The organism is Pseudomonas sp. P8_241, assembly GCF_034008315.1.
GTDB lineage: Bacteria > Pseudomonadota > Gammaproteobacteria > Pseudomonadales > Pseudomonadaceae > Aquipseudomonas.
In genome coordinates, this window is the sequence record NZ_CP125377.1 from 5,521,911 (window position 1) to 5,540,006 (window position 18,096).

General features: G+C 61.1%; 14 protein-coding genes. 10 read left to right on the forward strand and 4 right to left on the reverse strand.

The annotated features are described in order from the left end of the window. Window positions 1-141 precede the first annotated feature (141 nt). The 7 genes from QMK58_RS24710 (at window position 142) to QMK58_RS24740 (ending at window position 7,351) form a co-directional block, all read left to right on the forward strand. Window positions 142-1,707, forward strand: a complete 1,566-nt coding sequence (locus QMK58_RS24710) for an MBOAT family O-acyltransferase (RefSeq protein WP_053155014.1) — start codon at window positions 142-144, stop codon at window positions 1,705-1,707. A gap of 11 nt (window positions 1,708-1,718) precedes the next feature. Beyond that, window positions 1,719-2,894, forward strand: coding sequence for an alginate O-acetyltransferase (locus tag QMK58_RS24715; RefSeq protein WP_053155013.1), 1,176 nt, complete (start codon window positions 1,719-1,721; stop codon window positions 2,892-2,894). A gap of 17 nt (window positions 2,895-2,911) precedes the next feature. Continuing rightward, window positions 2,912-3,568: an alginate O-acetyltransferase AlgF gene (locus QMK58_RS24720; protein WP_053155012.1), complete on the forward strand. Its 657-nt coding sequence runs from the start codon at window positions 2,912-2,914 to the stop codon at window positions 3,566-3,568. A 197-nt stretch (window positions 3,569-3,765) separates the two neighbouring features. Continuing rightward, window positions 3,766-5,217 (forward strand): mannose-1-phosphate guanylyltransferase/mannose-6-phosphate isomerase, encoded by a 1,452-nt coding sequence (locus QMK58_RS24725; protein WP_053155010.1) that lies wholly within the window; start codon window positions 3,766-3,768, stop codon window positions 5,215-5,217. Between the two features lie 291 nt (window positions 5,218-5,508). Then, the gene (locus QMK58_RS24730) at window positions 5,509-5,973 is read left to right on the forward strand and encodes a multidrug transporter (protein WP_095056987.1); all 465 of its coding nucleotides are present in this window, start codon (window positions 5,509-5,511) and stop codon (window positions 5,971-5,973) included. A gap of 32 nt (window positions 5,974-6,005) precedes the next feature. After that, the gene (locus tag QMK58_RS24735) at window positions 6,006-6,830 is read left to right on the forward strand and encodes an SDR family oxidoreductase (RefSeq protein ID WP_320395573.1); all 825 of its coding nucleotides are present in this window, start codon (window positions 6,006-6,008) and stop codon (window positions 6,828-6,830) included. 131 nt (window positions 6,831-6,961) lie between these two features. Then, a complete protein-coding gene (locus QMK58_RS24740) occupies window positions 6,962-7,351 on the forward strand; it encodes a DUF4440 domain-containing protein (protein ID WP_053154993.1) in 390 nt (129 codons plus the stop codon). 54 nt (window positions 7,352-7,405) lie between these two features. Here QMK58_RS24740 and QMK58_RS24745 read toward each other — a convergent pair whose 3' ends face one another. From QMK58_RS24745 to QMK58_RS24760, 4 genes are all read right to left on the reverse strand, one after another. Then, window positions 7,406-8,260, reverse strand: a complete 855-nt coding sequence (locus tag QMK58_RS24745; protein ID WP_053154991.1) for an HlyD family secretion protein — start codon at window positions 8,258-8,260, stop codon at window positions 7,406-7,408. Between the two features lie 20 nt (window positions 8,261-8,280). Continuing rightward, entirely contained in the window at window positions 8,281-8,481 is a 201-nt protein-coding gene (locus tag QMK58_RS24750; RefSeq protein ID WP_007896379.1) for a DUF1656 domain-containing protein, read from the reverse strand. Beyond that, complete coding sequence (locus QMK58_RS24755) at window positions 8,471-10,663, reverse strand: FUSC family protein (protein WP_053154990.1); 2,193 nt, start codon at window positions 10,661-10,663, stop codon at window positions 8,471-8,473. The genes QMK58_RS24750 and QMK58_RS24755 overlap by 11 nt, the downstream gene beginning before the upstream one ends. 138 nt (window positions 10,664-10,801) lie before the next feature. Then, window positions 10,802-12,301: an efflux transporter outer membrane subunit gene (locus QMK58_RS24760; RefSeq protein WP_320395574.1), complete on the reverse strand. Its 1,500-nt coding sequence runs from the start codon at window positions 12,299-12,301 to the stop codon at window positions 10,802-10,804. Window positions 12,302-12,574: 273 nt separating this feature from the next. Here QMK58_RS24760 and QMK58_RS24765 point away from each other — a divergent pair, with 273 nt between their 5' ends. The 3 genes from QMK58_RS24765 (at window position 12,575) to QMK58_RS24775 (ending at window position 18,096) form a co-directional block, all read left to right on the forward strand. Further along, complete coding sequence (locus QMK58_RS24765) at window positions 12,575-13,543, forward strand: LysR family transcriptional regulator (RefSeq protein WP_053154986.1); 969 nt, start codon at window positions 12,575-12,577, stop codon at window positions 13,541-13,543. A 294-nt stretch (window positions 13,544-13,837) separates the two neighbouring features. Further along, a complete protein-coding gene (locus tag QMK58_RS24770; protein ID WP_053154984.1) occupies window positions 13,838-14,998 on the forward strand; it encodes an efflux RND transporter periplasmic adaptor subunit in 1,161 nt (386 codons plus the stop codon). Continuing rightward, window positions 14,995-18,096 carry a multidrug efflux RND transporter permease subunit gene (locus tag QMK58_RS24775; RefSeq protein WP_320395575.1) on the forward strand — a complete coding sequence of 1,034 codons (3,102 nt, stop codon included), beginning with the start codon at window positions 14,995-14,997 and terminating at the stop codon, window positions 18,094-18,096. The genes QMK58_RS24770 and QMK58_RS24775 overlap by 4 nt, the downstream gene beginning before the upstream one ends.

The following is an 18,096-nucleotide window of genomic DNA, read 5'->3' on the forward strand; positions in this document are numbered from 1 at the left end:
ACTGATCTGCCGCCTTCGCCAGCAAGCCGGCTCCTACAAGGGATCGCGGTGGCTTGAATGCAATACATCCCCCCGGATTTCTGTGGGGGGTTTGGGGGGGCCGTTGGCCCTTGACTGTTGGTTAAACATGGAGAGATCGGGATGGTATTTTCATCCAACGTGTTCCTGTTTCTGTTCTTGCCGATCTTTCTCGGCTTGTACTACCTGAGCGGGCAACGCTATCGCAATTTGCTGCTGCTGATTGCCAGCTACATGTTCTACGCCTGGTGGCGTGTGGACTTTTTGGCACTGTTCGCGGCCGTCACGCTGTGGAACTACTGGATCGGCCTGAAAGTCGGTGCCGCAGGCGTCAGGACCAAACCGGCGCAGCGCTGGCTGCTGCTCGGCGTGGTCGTCGACCTGTGCATCCTCGGCTACTTCAAGTACGCCAACTTCGGCGTCGACAGCATCAACGCGATGATGACGTCGGTGGGCCTTGAGCCGTTCATCCTGACCCACGTGCTGTTGCCGATCGGGATCTCGTTCTACATTTTCGAGTCCATCAGCTACATCATCGACGTCTACCGTGGTGACACCCCGGCGACCCGTAACCTGATCGACTTCGCCGCATTCGTGGCGATCTTCCCGCACCTGATCGCCGGCCCCGTGCTGCGTTTCCGCGACCTGGCCGATCAGTTCAACAACCGCACCCACACCCTCGACAAATTCTCCGAGGGCTGCACGCGGTTCATGCAGGGTTTCATCAAGAAGGTCTTCATCGCCGACACCCTCGCGGTGGTGGCCGACCATTGCTTTGCCCTGCAAAACCCGACCACGGGCGATGCCTGGCTCGGCGCCCTGGCCTACACCGCGCAGTTGTATTTCGACTTCTCCGGCTACAGCGACATGGCCATCGGCCTGGGCTTGATGATGGGTTTCCGCTTCATGGAAAACTTCAAGCAGCCGTACATCAGCCAGTCGATCACCGAGTTCTGGCGCCGCTGGCACATCAGCCTGTCGACCTGGTTGCGTGACTATCTGTACATCACCCTCGGCGGCAATCGCAAAGGCACGCTGATGACCTATCGCAACCTGTTCCTGACCATGCTGCTCGGTGGTCTGTGGCACGGCGCGAACATCACCTACATCGTCTGGGGTGCATGGCACGGCATGTGGCTGGCGATTGAAAAAGCCCTTGGCCTGAACACCTCGCCGCGCAGCATCAACCCGATCCGCTGGGCGCTGACCTTCCTGCTGGTGGTGATGGGCTGGGTGATTTTCCGTGCCGAGAACCTGCACGTTGCCGGTCGCATGTACGGCGCGATGTTCAGCTTCGGCGACTGGTCGCTGTCGGAACTCAATCAGGCCAGCCTCACCGGCCTGCAAGTGGCAACACTGATCGTGGCTTACGTGACCCTGGCGTTCTTCGGCATCCGTGACTTCTACAGCAATCAGCCGCCTGCCAAGACCAAGCCTGCGGTGAACGTCGACAGCGACGGCCCGGCCGCCACCGAACCAGGCCTGATCAAAGCCGCGCCTGGGGATAACCCGGCGAGCATCCACCAGCCTGGCTACACCGTCGGCGTCGACGCCCAGGTGCAACCGGCCTACTGGACCGCTGACTGGTCGCGCTATGCCATGCGTGCGCTGGTGTTGCTGCTGTTCATCGCCTCGATTCTCAAACTCTCGGCGCAAAGCTTCTCGCCGTTCCTTTACTTCCAGTTCTGAGGGATCTGACCATGACCCGCTCATTACGCATCTTCTACATCGCCCTGTTCCTGGTGACGCTGCTCGCCCTGGGCGTGTGGTCGGTTCGCAGCTTCCTGGGCTTCAGCACCAACGCCGATGCGACGGTGCTCAACGGCCGCTGGACCAAGGCTGTGGAAACCCACTACGACGACGAGTTTCCGATCAAGCGCCTGGGCACCAACCTCTGGGCCGCACTGGATTTCAAACTGTTCAACGAAGGTCGTCCGGGCGTGGTGCTCGGTCGCGATCAGTGGTTGTACAGCGATGAAGAATTCCACCCGATCGTCAACGAAGAGTTGAACCTGCAAGGCAACTACGCGCTGGTCGAAGGCGTGCGCCAAACGCTGAAAGCCAAAGGCGTGCAACTGGTGATGGCGGTGGTGCCGGCCAAGGTGCGCCTGTACCCGGAACACCTCGGTGAGGTGAAACCGGCCAGCATCCACGCCAACCTGTACAAGGATTTCCACCAGCGCCTGGCCGCTGACCGGATTCCTGCACCTGACCTGCTCGGCCCGCTGATGCAGGCCAAGCAGAACGGCCAGCAAGTGTTCCTGCGCACCGACACGCACTGGACGCCACAAGGTGCCGAGATCGCCGCCAATCGTTTGGCCAAGACCATCGCCGACAAGTACCCGCTGAGCGGCGAGCCGCAGCGCTTCGTCACCGAGCCTGCGGAAACCATCACGCACAAGGGCGACCTGCGTCTGTTCCTGCCACTGGACCCGCTGTTCGAAAACCTGATGCCCAAGCAAGAGCCCTTGCAGAAGCGCAATACGGTCGCGGCGCAAGATCAGCCCGCCGGCGACGACGCCCTGTTCGCCAACACTGAAGTGCCGGTGGCCCTGATCGGCACCAGCTACAGCGCCAATCCGAACTGGAACTTCGTCGGTGCGCTCAAGCAAGCGCTCAACAGTGACGTGGTCAATTACGCCGAAGACGGCCACGGCCCGATTCTGCCGATGCTCAGCTACCTCAAAAGCGACGCTTTCAAGAACAGCCCGCCCCAAGTGCTGATCTGGGAGTTCCCTGAACGATATCTGCCTGTGAACAACGAAATCGGCGACGCCGACCCGCAGTGGGTCGCAGAGCTTAAACAAGCCGGCGCCCGCCAACAAAACGTAGCCATCAACACTAAATCCGAGACGCCCGACCGGGCGCAAAACTGAAAGAGAGAGGTACTACCATGACTTTCACGACTACTCCTCGTCGTCTCGCCAAGACCTTTGCACTGGTTGCTGGTATGAGTGTGCTTTCGATGCAGGCCTTCGCCGCTGGCGACTCCGCGCTCTACGGCCCGACCGCCCCGAAAGGCTCGTCCTTCGTGCGTATCTTCAACGCCAGTAACGCCGAAGTCAGCGCCACCGTCGGCAGCACCAACCTGAGTGATGTCGCGCCGTTGGCCAGCAGTGACTTCAGCTTCATGCCGGGCGGCGACTACAGCGCCAAGGTCGGCAGCCAGACCCTGCCGGTGAAACTGGCCGGCGATCACTATTACACCCTGGTCAACAACGCCAGCGGCGCGCCGCAACTGATTGAAGAGCCGCCGTTCAAGAACAAGCAGAAATCCCTGGTGCGTGTGCAAAACCTCAGCGACAAGGCGCTGACCCTGAAAACCGCCGACGGCAAGACCGACGTGGTCCCGAACGTTGCGCCCAAGGGTCGTGGCGAGCGTGAAATCAACCCGGTCAAAGTCAGCCTGGCGCTATACGATGGCGCAACGAAAGTCGGCGACGTGAAACCCGTCGCCCTGGAACGCGGTGAAGCGGCAGTGCTGTACGTCACCGGTAACGGCAGCAGCCTGTCGCCAGTCTGGGTAAAACGCCCGGTCTCGACGCGCTAAACAATTTTTACCAGGACTGACCGCAAACACAGCCCCTGTAGGAGCTGGCTTGCCAGCGATGGCGTCCTCAAGGTTCCCATCGCCAGCAAGCCGGCTCCTACAAGGGAGTCGAGTCAGCCTTGGACACGGAACAAAAACAAGAGTGAAACGACACAACGTTCGTCGCTCTAACCAAACGATTTGCAAGGAGTAACAACATGATTCCGGTGATCTTGTCAGGTGGTAGCGGTTCGCGTCTTTGGCCGCTTTCGCGTAAGCAGTTCCCTAAACAGTTCCTGGCCCTGACCGGCGAGCACACTTTGTTCCAGCAAACCCTGGAACGCCTGGTGTTCGACGGCATGGACACGCCAATCGTGGTCTGCAACAAGGACCACCGTTTCATCGTCAATGAGCAACTGACTGCGCGCAAACTCGAAACCCAGCGCATCCTGATGGAACCGTTCGGTCGCAACACGGCGCCGGCCGTGGCCCTGACCGCGATGATGCTGGTCAATGAAGGTCGCGACGAGCTGATGCTGGTGCTGCCGGCCGACCACGTGCTGGAAGACCAGAAAGCCCTGCAACGCGCCCTGGCCCTGGCCACCGTCGCGGCCGAAAACGGCGAGATGGTGCTGTTCGGCGTGCCGGCGACCAAACCGGAAACCGGTTACGGCTACATCAAGTCGACCAACGATTCGCTGCTGCCTGAAGGCGTCAGCCGTGTTTCGCACTTCGTCGAAAAACCCGACGTGAAACGCGCCACCGAGTACGTGCAGTCCGGCGGCTACTTCTGGAACAGCGGCATGTTCCTGTTCCGCGCCAGCCGTTTCCTTGAAGAGCTGAAAAAGCACGATCCGGACATCTACGACACTTGCCTGCTGACCCTGGAACGCAGCGCTCAGGACGCAGATACCGTCACCATCGACGAAGCCACCTTCGCCTGCTGCCCGGACAACTCCATCGACTACTCGGTGATGGAAAAAACCCAGCGCGCCTGCGTAGTCCCGCTGACCGCGGGCTGGAGCGATGTCGGTTGCTGGTCGTCGCTGTGGGAAGTCAATGCCAAAGACGCCAACGGCAACGTCACCAAAGGCGACGTGGTGATCCAGGACAGCAAAAACTGCATGATCCACGGCAACGGTAAACTGGTGTCGGTGATCGGCCTGGAAAACATCGTCGTGGTCGAAACCAAGGACGCCATGATGATCGCCCACAAGGACAAGGTCCAAGGCGTGAAACAGATGGTCAACACCCTCAACGAACAGGGCCGCAGCGAAACCCAGAACCACTGCGAGGTCTACCGTCCGTGGGGCTCCTACGACTCGGTGGACATGGGCGGTCGTTTCCAGGTCAAGCACATCTCGGTCAAGCCGGGCGCATGTCTGTCGCTGCAAATGCACCACCACCGCGCCGAACACTGGATCGTGGTCAGCGGCACGGCTGAAGTGACCTGCGATGAGAACGTGTTCCTGCTCACCGAGAACCAGTCGACCTACATTCCGATCGCTTCGGTGCACCGCCTGCGTAACCCGGGCAAAATCCCGCTGGAGATTATTGAAGTGCAGTCGGGCAGCTACCTGGGCGAAGACGATATCGAGCGGTTTGAGGATATCTACGGTCGCTCGACGCCAATCGAGCGTGGCGTGTCGGTGAAAACCATCGCGCAGTAAACCTGCAGTTAAAAAGAAGCCCCCATCCAGGCCACTGCGTCCCCTATCCGCAGTAGTTTGGGTGGGGGCTTTTTTTGTCAGGTTTTTGTATTGCCTCCACCGACCCCATCGCTGGCAAGCCAGCTCCCACAGGTTTCAGCGGTGAACACCTATCTTGTGAACACCCGCAAACACTGTGGGAGCTGGCTTGCCAGCGATTAGGCCGGCACAGACACCATAACAATCAGCCCATCGCCAACCCCACCTGCGCTTAGGTAGGATGGTCTCCTCTACTCCCGAGGTTGGCGCGTCATGTTTATCGGTATCCTGCTGGTCATTACCTGGCTGATCCTGCTACTGCGCTACCCGGCCAAAGCCTTGCCCGTCTCGGTTGCCGCCGCTGTGGGGCTCGGCATCGTCGCCACCTGGGTCATCTGGATGGACCACCGCGAGCTCAAGCAGCTGCAACGCCTGGAGCTGCGCATCAGTTATGCGCCGCAGCACTGCCCTCCCGACCGTCCGCTGCAATTGACCATGAACAATGGCAACGACGTGCCGTTGACCGAATTACGCTGGCGAGTCGCGGCCTATGCGCCCGGTGACACCGTCAATCTGGCCGACAATCAATACACCGCCCCACGCTATCGCGGTCCCGGCGAATTACAGGCCGGTGGCCGTTGGGAAGACTGCCTGCCCATGCCGCCGCTACGTCCCGGCTACCGCCCGGAAACCCTGGAGTTTCGCGCCGAGCGTTTGCAAGGCAGTTTTTCCGACTGATTCCTCCCCCTTTTTTGCACAAGGAATGCGCCATGCCCGTTGCGTTGATTACCGGTTGTTCCAGCGGCATCGGCCGTGCCCTCGCTGATGTGTTCAAGGCTGCCGGCTACGAGGTCTGGGCCAGCGCGCGCAGGACTGAAGATGTTGCCGCGCTGAACGCTGCCGGATTCACGGCCGTGCGATTGGACGTTAACGATGGCGTGGCACTCGAAGCGCTGAGCAAACGTATCAACCATGAGCGCGGTGGGCTCGATGTGCTGATCAACAACGCAGGATATGGCGCGATGGGGCCGTTGCTCGATGGCGGCGTACCGGCGATGCAGCGTCAGTTTGAAACCAACGTGTTTTCTATCGTCGGCGTCACTCGCGCGATGTTTCCCGTGCTGCGTCGGACCAAAGGGATCGTGGTCAACATCGGCAGCGTGTCGGGTATTCTGGTCACACCGTTCGCCGGCGCCTACTGCGCGTCGAAAGCCGCCGTCCATGCCTTGAGCGATGCCTTGCGCATGGAGTTGGCACCCTTTGGTGTACGGGTCATGGAAGTCCAGCCGGGCGCCATCGCCTCCAGTTTTGCCAAGAACGCCGGTCATGAAGCCGAACAACTGATCAGCGAGCAGTCGCCGTGGTTTCCGTTGCGTGAGGGCATCCGTGCCAGAGCCAAAGCCTCGCAAGACAACCCGACCCCGGCCAGCGAGTTTGCCGCCGGGTTGCTCAAGGCAGTGCAACAAGCAAAGCCACCACGGCTGATACGCCTGGGCAATGGAAGTCGAGCGCTGCCGTTGCTGGCGGGGTTGGTGCCCAAGGGTTTGCTGGAGTCCGGGTTGATGAAGCGGTTCGGGTTGCGTGGGCAGCTTTGAAACCGAGTCGCCTGCAATCGCGAGCAAGTTTGCTCCTACAAGGTTCTGTTGCGTAGCTCAGATAGCATTTCAACCCTGGATCCCCGCGAAGGGGCCGGCACATTTTTTACAAAATTGCAGGAAACAGCACAATGACCGACTACACAAAATATTTCGATGAAGTCATCCAGGCCCACGTCGCCATCGAACAATGGCTGGCCGAGGAGCGTGCCGCGTCCGAACTCGAAAACCTGTTGTCGCGTTTTTCGCCTGAGTTTTCCATGGTCTCGCCCTTGGGTCGGGTCCTGGATTTTGATGCGCTGAGTGAGCTGTTCACGCTCGCGGGTGGCAAGAAGCTCGGCTTTCGCATCGAACTCAGCGAACTGTGTGGCATTGCGTTGCACGATGGCGGCGCGACCGTGAGTTATCGCGAGCAGCAGACCGATGCGACCGGACAGCATTCGGATCGCCGTTCGACGGTGGTGTTCGAGAAGGCCGAGGGCAGGATTTTCTGGCGCCACCTGCAGGAGACGTTTTGCTGAAACACCCTCTGTAGGAGCGAGCTTGCTCGCGTTCCATCGCGAGCAAGCTCGCTCCTACAATCCTGTTACAACCACCGTACAGGTAATCCCCGCCGCCAACAGCACGCCCTCGGGCACTTCATCGATGTGAATCCGCACCGGCACCCGCTGCGCCAGGCGCACCCAGTTGAAAGTCGGGTTCACATCCGCAATCAGCTCGCGGCTCTCAGGGTTGTCGCGGTCGTAGATACCGCGCGAGATGCTTTCCACATGGCCCTTGAGCACTTCGCCGCTCATCAGTTGCATCTCGGCTTTGTCACCGACGCGCACGTGGGGCAGTTTGGTTTCTTCGAAGAAGCCGTAGACCCAGAACGAGTTCATGTCGACCACGGCCATTTTCGCTTCGCCGATACGCGCGTAATCGCCGCGATGGACGTTGAGGTTGGTCACGTAGCCGTCCACCGCGGAACGCACTTCGGTGCGTTTGAGGTTGAGTTCGGCGGCTTCCAGCTGTGCCTGGGCGTGCTGGTAATCGGCCAGGGCCGAGTCGGCTATGTTGCTGGCGTCGTCGCGGTTTTCCCGGGAGATCACCAGGTTGTCCAGATCGGCGCGACGATGGGCGTTGACCTTGCGCATCTCCCACGTCGCCTTGCGCGAGGCGACCAGGCTCTGGGCCTGCTTGACCGCCAGGCGATAGTGCTCAGGGTCGATCTGCATCAACAGGTCACCCTTTTTCACCAACTGGTTGTCACGCACCGGCACGTTCACCACTTCGCCGGTGACGTCGGCGGCGACGTTGATGATATCGGCACGCACCCGGCCATCGCGGGTCCAGGGTGTGTTCATGTAGTGCTCCCACAGGGAGCGGCCGATCCACAGCGCCAGGGCCAGCACCAGCAAGGTCGCGAGCAGGCTGAAAAGCTTTTTCATCAGGGCATTCCCAGTGAGAGTCAACGGTAGACAGTCAGCGCCAACGCACCGAACAGACAGGTAAACAGGCTCAGGCGCAGCAGCGCCGGGTGCCAGAAGAAGCGGTACAGATCGAAGCCGGACAGGAACCGGTCGAGCGCCCAGGCCAACGCCGCCGCGATAAAGAACATCAGGGTCATGGTCGGCATGTAGACGCCGTGGAAGGCGATTTCACGAGGCATGTTCAAGTCCTTCAGGCTTGGCGATTGCGTAAGCGGCGAGCGGTGATTGCGGGTCCAGCAACGAGGTGCGGATGAAGTGCAGATAGCTTTTCACCCGACGCAAAGCCGAGGTATCGAAGTGCGGGGCGAAGGGTTCGTCAGTCGACTGCACGCGGCTGATCGCGTGATCCACGGCGACCAGTGCGCGCTCCAGGTTGTTGCTGCCCGGTTGCAGGAACAGCCGCACCAGCGCCCGCCCCATCACCCGGATCGCCTGGCGCCACGGCTGGGATTCGGCATAGGCCGGATGCACAGGCAGAATCGCCTGTTCCTTGCGCAACTCGATGATCGCGTGGCCGACTTCCAGCACCACGAACATCCAGCGCAGCAGGTCGCGCTGCACGTGCGGCTGCCCTGCAGCCAGGCCGTAAGCCTGATGCAGCAGGTCGCGGGTGCGGCTTTCGAAACTCGACGCCAGCCCCTTGAGCTTGCCGCTGATGGCGTACACCACCTGACCACGCAGATCCTGCTCCAGCCGACGCCATAACCAGCGACTGTTCGGTGGCAAAATAATCGCCCCGGCCGCCGCGCACACCAGCATGCCGAGCACCATGGCGATGTAGTCGTTGATGAAGGTATACGGGTTGTAGACAGTCAGGTTGTCCGGCACCGAGCCGGTGCTGAAAAAGATCAGCAACCCGAGGCCGACACCGGCGTATTGCGGGCGTGAGGTCAGGAACGAACCGAGTACGATCACCGGCGCCAGCATCACGCACAACAGTGCAAAACCGTCGATCCACGGGAAGATGAAAAACATCTCGACGAAGCCGATCAGCGCACCGAGAAACGTACCGCAGGCCATCTGGAAGGCCATGCGTTTAGGGTTCGGCGTGGCGGCGGACAGGCCTACGGTGGCGGCGGCGATCAGGGTCATGGTCGCGCCGCTCGGCCACGCGGTGGCGACCCAGTAGCTGCCCAGCACCACCAGAATGAACGCCGCGCGAATCCCCGATGCGGCGGCGGCCATCCAGTTGGTTTGCGGGGTGAACGGTTCATCCCATTGCTCCCGCGCATGGCTGTGTTCGGCCAATGAGGCGTGGGTCTGTGCATAACTGTGCAGGTCGTCGACGAAGCGATACAGAAGCTCGTACGCGGTGTGGAAATCCAGTTGCTCGGCGTCGCTCGGCGCACTCTCCTGAAAGGTCGCCCGCAGGCTGCGCACTCGCGCTGGCAAGCCTTCTTTGTAGGCAGTCAATACCGTGACCAGACGCGCCGCATCCGCGCTGGTCAGGGATCGGCCGCTGTAGCCGTCGAGCAATTCGGCCAGGTCTTGCAAACCCGGTTTGATCGCCGCCACCACCTGATCCGCCGCACTGCTACGCAGGCGTTCAAGCAATTGATGCAAGGCGTTGAAGCGCGTGGTGATGCCCATGAACTCGCTGTTCAAACGACTGAGCCGACCGTTGCGCCGACGCATGTGCGGGTCCTCGAATACGGTGACACTACGCAAGCCTTCCAGGCCCACCGCCTCGGCAATAAAGCGCACGTTGCCCGCTTCGAACGCATCGCGCTGACTGCGCCCGCGCAAGCCATCGGTGACAAACAGGGCAAACACGCCGAAGCGCTGATACAAGGCGTTGCGCATCGCCGCGCTGGCGGTTTGCGGCAGGATCGCGGCACTGACCAGGGTCGCGCAGAGAATCCCCAGGGAGATTTCCAGTACCCGCCAAACCGCCGCCATGAACGCGCCATCGGGATGCGCCAGCGCGGGCAAACCAACCATCGCTGCGGTGTAGCCGGCAAGCACAAAACCGTAGGCGCGAAAGTTACGGCAACGCGCCGCGCCGGCCGAACAGATGCCGACCCAGATCGCCAGCGAGCCGAGGAACAGTTCGGTGTTCTGCGCAAACAAGGCAATCAGCGCGACCATCACCGTCGAGCCGGCCAAGGTGCCGAGAAAACGGTAGAAACTCTTGGCGAACACCTGACCGCTTTGCGGTTGCATGACAATAAACACGGTGATCATCGCCGTGCGCGGCTGCGGCAGCTCCAGGCGCATGGCCAGCCACAGCGTCAGGAACGCGGCGATCAGGACCTTGAATATGTACACCCAGGTCACGCCGTCACTGCGTGCCCAGTCAAAGAAACCCCGGCGCCATTCAAGGGAGTACAGCCAGCGCAAAGGTGCGGGCAAGGGAGTCATGAAATCCTGCTCAGTAAAATTCAAACACGGTTCGGAACTTGTGGGAGCCAGCCTGCTGGCGATGGCGGAGTATCAGTCGACATCAATGTTGGAGTGCCAACCTCATAGCCAGCAGGGCAGCGCCCACAGGAATTACATTCACCTCAGCAGAACCGGGGTTTTAGGTGGCTGGGTTTGTTCGACTTTCGGCACATCGTTGCCCGCACCCAGTCCACCACCGAGCGCCGTCACCAGTTCGGCATGAGCACTTAAACGCGCCGCTTGCACCTGCTGCTGCACTTGCTGCTGCTTGAACAGCAACGTCTGGGCATTGAGCACGTTGAGGTAATCGGTGAGGCCACGCTGGTAGGCGATCATCGCGATGTCGTAGGTCCTCTGCGCCGCGCCCACCGACTCGGTGGCGAAGGCCTGCTGCTTGTCCATGGACTCGCGGCGGATCAACTGGTCGGAGATGTTTTTCAGCGCGTTGACCAGGGTCTGGTTGTAATGCGCCACAGCGAGGTCATACCCGGCCGAGGCTTCACCCAGCTGTGCGCGCAGACGTCCGCCGTCGAATATCGGCAAGGAAATCGCCGGGCCGACCGTGTAATTGAGTTTCTTGCCGGTCAGGAACTCCAGCACCCCGCCGCCGGTAGCCATGTAGCCGAGGCTGCCCACCAGATCGACGTTCGGGTAGAAACCGGCGTGAGCGACATCGATCCCTCGCGCCTGCGCCGCCACCTGCCAGCGACTGGCGACCACGTCTGGGCGCTGGCCGAGCAATTGCGCCGGTAGCGACGATGGCAATTTCAGTGCCGCACCTAACGACAGCGTCGGACGCCGCAACTGCGCGCCCTCGCCCGGCCCTTTGCCGGCCAGAGCGGCCAGTTGATTGCGACTCAGGGCGATCTCTTCGTCCAGTGCATCGATCTGGCGATGAGTTTCCGGCAGCGGCGTTTCGGCCTGACTGACTTCGAAATGGGTGCCGATGCCACCGTCCAAACGTTTCTGCGCCAGGTCGAGGATTTGCTGTTGCTGCTTGAGGGTCGCTTCAACGATGTCGCGCTGCGCGTAATGCAACGAGAGCTCGATGTAGACGCGCACGATGTTGTTCTGCAATTCGAGCCGGGCCTGGCGCGCTTCGGCGACCGTCATGTGCGCCATGTCGACGGCGCGCTCGCTGGCATTGCTTTCGCGACCCCACAGGTCGAGGGCGTAGCTCAAGCCCAGCGCGGCGTTGTTGTCCCAGGTGGTGCTGTTGGCCAGATCACCGGGGCCGTAGAACTGATCGGTCGGCCAGTTGTGCCGCTTGAGGGTGGCGTCGCCGTTGATCTGCACCGACTCCGCGGCTTCGGCGACACCGGCCATGGACCTTGCCTGACGCACTCGGGCAGCGGCCATGGCCAGGCTCGGGCTGCCTTGTACAGCGAGATCGATCCAACTGTTCAGTTGCGAGTCGCCATAGGCCTGCCACCATTGCGCGGTAGGCCAATGTGCATCCTGGGCGGCGCTCTGGATGGCGTCGTCGGTGGCCAGTGAATTGGCTTGCAGCGCCTCGCCCTGTGGGGCAATACCTGCGGTTCCGATACAGCCGCCGATTGCCAGGGTTAAAGCCAAAACACTGAGCGGCTGAAGCGCTCTGCTGATGCGACGCGGCACTGCTGCGATTTCCTGAAAATAGGGGGGATAACGAGATCTTGTGGAGCCGGCTTGCTGGCGTTGCAGACACCGCGCTGCATCTGGATGACAGCAGCGATGCCATCGCCAGCAAGCCGGCTCCTACAGTCCGCGCAATTCTATGGGTGGGCTTTGATGGCGATAAGCTGGGATTCTTGTGAATCTTTGTTACCGTTAACGAGATAATCCCAATGTAGGGGGTCACGGCCCCTGAAACTTCGTGTCACAATTTGCTATTCGCCCAGAGAGCACCCCATGGACACTTTGCAAAACATGCGCGCCTTCAGTTACGTGGCCGAGGCCGGAAGCTTCACCGCCGCCGCCGTGCAACTGGACACCACCACGGCCAACGTCTCGCGCGCGGTCTCCAACCTGGAAGCCCACCTGCAAACCCGACTGCTCAACCGAACGACCCGCCGCATCGCCTTGACCGAAGCCGGCAAACGCTATTTGTTGCGCTGCGAGCAAATCCTGGCTTATGTCGAAGAAGCCGAAGCCGAAGCCAGCGACGCCCACGCACGCCCCGCCGGGCAACTGAAAGTGCACACCATGACCGGTATCGGCCAGCACTTCGTGATCGACGCCATCGCCCGCTATCGCAAGACCCACCCGGACGTGACATTCGACCTGACCCTGGCCAACCGCGTGCCGGACCTGCTCGACGAGGGTTACGACGTGTCCATCGTCCTCGCCAGCGAACTGCCAGACTCGGGCTTTGTGTCCCAGCGCCTGGGCATCACCTACAGCATCGTTTGCGCCTCCCCGGCCTACGTCAAAGCCAACGGCTGCGCGCAGAAACCCAGCGACCTGCTCAACCACGCCTGCCTGCGTCTGGTAAGCCCGGTGATTCCCCTGGAAAAATGGGCCTTCGACGGCCCGGAAGGCCAGGAAATGGTCACAATCAACAGCTCACCGTTCCTGGTGAACTCCGCCGACGCCATGAAAACCGCGATCACCAGCGGCATGGGCGTTGGGGTTTTACCGTTGTACGCAGCCATCGACGGCTTGCGCGACGGCACGCTGGTGCGCGTGATGCCCCAGTACCGATCTCAGGAACTGAATCTGTATGCGATCTATCCGTCGCGGCAGTATCTGGATGCCAAGATCAAGACGTGGGTGGAGTATTTGCGCGGGTCACTGCCGGAGTTGTTGGCGGCGCATCAGGCGGAATTGGCGGCGTATGAATTGAGCGGGAGTCTGGGCGGAGTTCGGGTGGCGAATTAATGTGGCAAGCCAGCGCCTGCAAAGATCCTGAGAGGCCTGATTTCCTGTAGGAGCCGGCTTGCTGGCGAAGGCAACCTTGAATATTGCATCGATTTCGAGCCCATTCGCTGGCAAGCCAGTTCCTACAGGGATCGCTGCGAATCCATAAGTTGCCTTTACCGAAGAAAACTTCGGCTATAAGGCCGCAAAGCCCAAGCCAAACTGACAGCGCCGTCAGTTAGCCGTCACCTTCCCGACCCCCAAACAGGTTTATAAAGGAAACTACCCACACTTCCGACCCGGCGCCTCACTCGCATGCGAATCCAGCAAAAACCCGCCCTGCTCGTCGCCCTTCTGATCATCCTGGCAGCGCTGGGCCTGTGGTACGCCAGCAAACCGGGCAAAACCAAACTCGCCACCCCCTCCGCCATCCCGGTACGCGTTGTGAATGTCACTGAAAAAGACGTGCCGCGCTACGTCAGCGGCATCGGCTCGGTCCTGTCCCTGCACAGCGTCGTGGTCCGCCCGCAGATCGACGGCATCCTCACCAGAATCCTGGTCAAGGAAGGCCAACTGGTGAAAAAAGGCGACCTGCTGGCCACCATCGACGACCGCTCGATTCGCGCCAGCCTCGACCAGGCCCAGGCACAATTGGGCGAAAGTCAGGCACAACTGCAAGTGGCGCTGGTCAACCTCAAGCGTTACAAGCTGCTCAGTGTCGACGACGGCGTTTCCAAGCAGACCTATGACCAGCAACAAGCCTTGGTCAATCAGCTCAAAGCCACCGCCCAGGGCAATCAAGCTTCCATCGATGCTGCTCAGGTGCAGTTGTCCTACACGCAGATTCGCTCGCCAGTCACCGGTCGCGTCGGCATTCGTACAGTGGATGAAGGCAACTTCTTGCGCATGACCGACACCCAAGGCCTGTTCACCGTGACCCAGATCGACCCGATCGCCGTGGAATTCTCCCTGCCCCAGCAAATGCTGCCGACCCTGCAAGGCCTGATCAGCGACCCACAGCACGCCCGGGTCAAGGCCTACATTGGTGCCGACACCGATGGCGAAACCGGCAACCTCCTCGGCGAAGGCCACCTGACCCTGATCGACAACCAGATCAACGCCAATACCGGCACCATCCGCGCCAAGGCCGAATTCGACAATGCCGGGCAGAAACTCTGGCCGGGCCTGCTGGTGACGGTAAAAATTCAGACAGCGCTGGATAAAGATGCGCTGGTCGTACCGCCCAACGTCGTACAGCGCGGCCTCGATCAACATTTCGTTTACCGCCTCAAGGGCGACAAGGTCGAAGCCGTCCCGGTGCAGATGGTCTATCAAGACAGCGGTTTGAACATCATCAAAGGCGTGCAGGCCGGTGATCAATTGGTCAGCGATGGCCAGTCGCGTCTCAAGCCCGGTTCGGTGGTGCAGGTGCTGACCGATCCACCGCAGGTGGTGCAATCGGAGACGACGCCATGAAGGGCCACGGCTCGGTTTCCGCGTGGTGCATTGATCACCCTGTCGCGACCATTCTGCTGACCTTCGCCTTGGTACTGCTGGGCGCGATTGCCTTCCCGCGACTGCCCATCGCGCCACTGCCAGAAGCTGAATTCCCAACCATCCAGGTCGCTGCGCAACTGCCCGGCGCCAGCCCGGAAACCATGGCGTCGTCGGTGGCCACACCACTGGAAGTGCAATTCAGCGCCATCCCCGGCGTGACCCAGATGACGTCGAGCAGCGCGCTCGGCTCGACCAACCTGACCCTGCAATTCACCCTCGATAAAAGCATCGACACCGCCGCCCAGGAAGTGCAGGCCGCGATCAACACCGCCGCCGGCAAGCTGCCCAAGGACATGCCGAACCTGCCGACCTGGCGCAAGGTCAACCCGGCCGACAGCCCGGTGCTGATCCTCAGCGTCAACTCGTCGCTGATGCCCGGCCCGGAACTCAGCGACCTGACGGAGACCCTGCTGTCCCGCCAACTCAGTCAGGTCGACGGTGTCGGCCAAGTGTCCATCACCGGCCAGCAACGCCCGGCGATTCGTGTTCAGGTGTCCGCCGACAAACTCGCTGCCATCGGCCTGACCCTGGCGGACATTCGCCTGGCGATCCAGCAAACCAGCCTAAACCTGGCCAAAGGTGCGCTGTACGGCGAGTCGAGCATTTCAACGCTTTCGACCAATGATCAGCTGTTCCACCCCGACGAATACAGCCAGCTGATCGTTTCCTACAAGGACGGCGCACCGGTTCACCTCAAGGATGTCGCCAAAGTCGTCAACGGTTCGGAAGATGCCTACGTTCAGGCCTGGGCGGGTTCGCAACCGGGCGTCAACCTGGTGATTTTCCGCCAACCGGGCGCCAACATCGTCGAAACCGTGGATCGCATCCAGGCCGCGCTGCCGGCGCTGCAAGCGATGCTGCCGGCCTCGGTGCAGGTAAAAGTGTTGATCGACAGAACCCAGACCATCCGCGCCTCTCTGCATGAAGTAGAAATCACCCTGTTGATCGCGGTGATGCTGGTGGTCGCGGTGATGGCGTTGTTCCTGCGCCAACTGTCGGCCACGCTGATTGTGTCGGCGGTGCTCGGGGTGTCGTTGATCGCCAGTTTTGCGCTGATGTACGTGATGGGCTTCAGCCTGAACAACCTGACGCTGGTGGCAATCGTGGTGGCCGTGGGGTTTGTGGTAGACGATGCGATCGTGGTGGTGGAAAACATTCACCGCCATCTCGAAGCCGGCGATGGCATGCGCGAGGCGGCGATCAAAGGCGCCGGCGAAATTGGTTTCACCGTGGTGTCGATCAGTTTCTCGCTGGTGGCGGCGTTCATCCCGCTGCTGTTCATGGGCGGTGTGGTCGGGCGACTGTTCAAGGAGTTCGCCCTGACCGCCACTTCGACCATTCTGATTTCGGTGGTGGTGTCCCTGACGCTGGCACCCACCCTGGCCGCGCTGTTCATGCGTGCACCGGTGCATCACGCCCACGACAAACCGGGCTTCGGCGAGCGCCTGCTGGGGTGGTACGAAAAAGGCCTGCGCCGCGCCCTCGCCCATCAGAAGTTGATGATCGGCGTGTTCGGCTTGTCCCTGGCATTGGCGGTCGCCGGCTACATCCTCATCCCCAAAGGGTTCTTCCCGATCCAGGACACGGGTTTTGTCCTCGGCACCACCGAAGCGGCGGCGGACATTTCCTACGGTGACATGGTGAAAAAACACCTGGCGATGGCCGAAATCGTCGCCGCCGATCCTGCTGTCCAGGCGTTTTCCCACTCGGTCGGCGTCTCGGGCAGCAACCAGACCATCGCCAACGGCCGTTTCTGGATTGCCTTGAAAAAACGCGGCGACCGTGACGTCTCGGCCAGTGAATTCATCGACCGGATTCGCCCGCAACTGATGAAAGTCCCGGGCATTGTGCTGTATCTGCGTGCCGGTCAGGACATCAACCTCAGCTCCGGCCCGAGCCGTGCCCAATACCAGTACGTGATCAAGAGCAACGACGGCGCGACCCTCAGCACCTGGACCCAGCGCCTGACGGAAAAACTGCGCGGTAACCCGGCGTTCCGGGACATTTCCAACGACCTGCAACTGGGCGGCAGCATCACCCACATCAACATCGACCGCAGCGCGGCTGCCCGTTTCGGCCTGACCGCCAGCGATGTCGACGAAGCGCTGTATGACGCGTTTGGCCAGCGGCAGATCAACGAGTTCCAGACGCAGGTCAACCAGTACAACGTGATTCTTGAACTGGATACCAAGCAGCGCGGCAAGGCTGAGAGTCTCAACTATTTCTACCTGCGCTCCCCCTTGAGTGGAGAAATGGTGCCGCTGTCGGCCCTCGCCAAGTTTGATGCGCCGACCATCGGCCCATTGTCCATCGCCCACGACGGCATGTTCCCGGCCGCCAACCTGTCATTCAACCTGGCACCCGGCGTGGCCTTGGGCGATGCGGTGATCATGCTCAACCAGGCCAAGGCCGACATCGGCATGCCGGCGGCGATCAGCGGCAATTTCCAGGGCGCGGCCCAGGCATTCCAGAGCTCGCTGGCCAGCCAGCCGTGGCTGATCCTGGCGGCGCTGGTGGCGGTCTACATCATTCTTGGCGTGCTCTACGAGAGCTTCGTGCACCCGCTGACGATCATTTCGACCTTGCCCTCGGCGGGTCTGGGCGCGGTGATCATGCTGTGGATCTGCGGTCAGGATTTTTCGATCATGGCGCTGATCGGGCTGGTACTGCTGATCGGTATCGTCAAGAAAAACGGCATCCTGATGATCGACTTCGCCCTCGACGCGCAGCGCAACGGTGGATTGTCGCCGGAAGAGGCGATCTTCAAGGCCTGTATCACGCGGTTCCGGCCGATCATCATGACCACCCTCGCCGCGCTGCTCGGCGCCCTGCCGCTGATGCTCGGTTTCGGCACCGGCGCCGAGTTGCGCCAACCCTTGGGGATCGCTGTAGTTGGCGGCTTGCTGGTGAGCCAGGCGCTGACGCTGTTCACCACGCCGGTCATATACTTATGGCTTGAGCGGTTATTCCATCGGCCCAAACCTACGCCGGTTGCGGCGTTGGCGACCACAGACTGA

What these genes read in the sequence shown, in the direction of transcription:
- QMK58_RS24710 (WP_053155014.1), top strand. Translation starts at nt 142, where the DNA reads ATGGTATTTTCATCCAACGTGTTCCTGTTTCTGTTCTTGCCGATCTTT.
- QMK58_RS24715 (WP_053155013.1), top strand. Translation starts at nt 1,719, where the DNA reads ATGACCCGCTCATTACGCATCTTCTACATCGCCCTGTTCCTGGTGACG.
- QMK58_RS24720 (WP_053155012.1), top strand. Translation starts at nt 2,912, where the DNA reads ATGACTTTCACGACTACTCCTCGTCGTCTCGCCAAGACCTTTGCACTG.
- QMK58_RS24725 (WP_053155010.1), top strand. Translation starts at nt 3,766, where the DNA reads ATGATTCCGGTGATCTTGTCAGGTGGTAGCGGTTCGCGTCTTTGGCCG.
- QMK58_RS24730 (WP_095056987.1), top strand. Translation starts at nt 5,509, where the DNA reads ATGTTTATCGGTATCCTGCTGGTCATTACCTGGCTGATCCTGCTACTG.
- QMK58_RS24735 (WP_320395573.1), top strand. Translation starts at nt 6,006, where the DNA reads ATGCCCGTTGCGTTGATTACCGGTTGTTCCAGCGGCATCGGCCGTGCC.
- QMK58_RS24740 (WP_053154993.1), top strand. Translation starts at nt 6,962, where the DNA reads ATGACCGACTACACAAAATATTTCGATGAAGTCATCCAGGCCCACGTC.
- QMK58_RS24745 (WP_053154991.1), bottom strand. Translation starts at nt 8,260, where the DNA reads ATGAAAAAGCTTTTCAGCCTGCTCGCGACCTTGCTGGTGCTGGCCCTG.
- QMK58_RS24750 (WP_007896379.1), bottom strand. Translation starts at nt 8,481, where the DNA reads ATGCCTCGTGAAATCGCCTTCCACGGCGTCTACATGCCGACCATGACC.
- QMK58_RS24755 (WP_053154990.1), bottom strand. Translation starts at nt 10,663, where the DNA reads ATGACTCCCTTGCCCGCACCTTTGCGCTGGCTGTACTCCCTTGAATGG.
- QMK58_RS24765 (WP_053154986.1), top strand. Translation starts at nt 12,575, where the DNA reads ATGGACACTTTGCAAAACATGCGCGCCTTCAGTTACGTGGCCGAGGCC.
- QMK58_RS24770 (WP_053154984.1), top strand. Translation starts at nt 13,838, where the DNA reads ATGCGAATCCAGCAAAAACCCGCCCTGCTCGTCGCCCTTCTGATCATC.
- QMK58_RS24775 (WP_320395575.1), top strand. Translation starts at nt 14,995, where the DNA reads ATGAAGGGCCACGGCTCGGTTTCCGCGTGGTGCATTGATCACCCTGTC.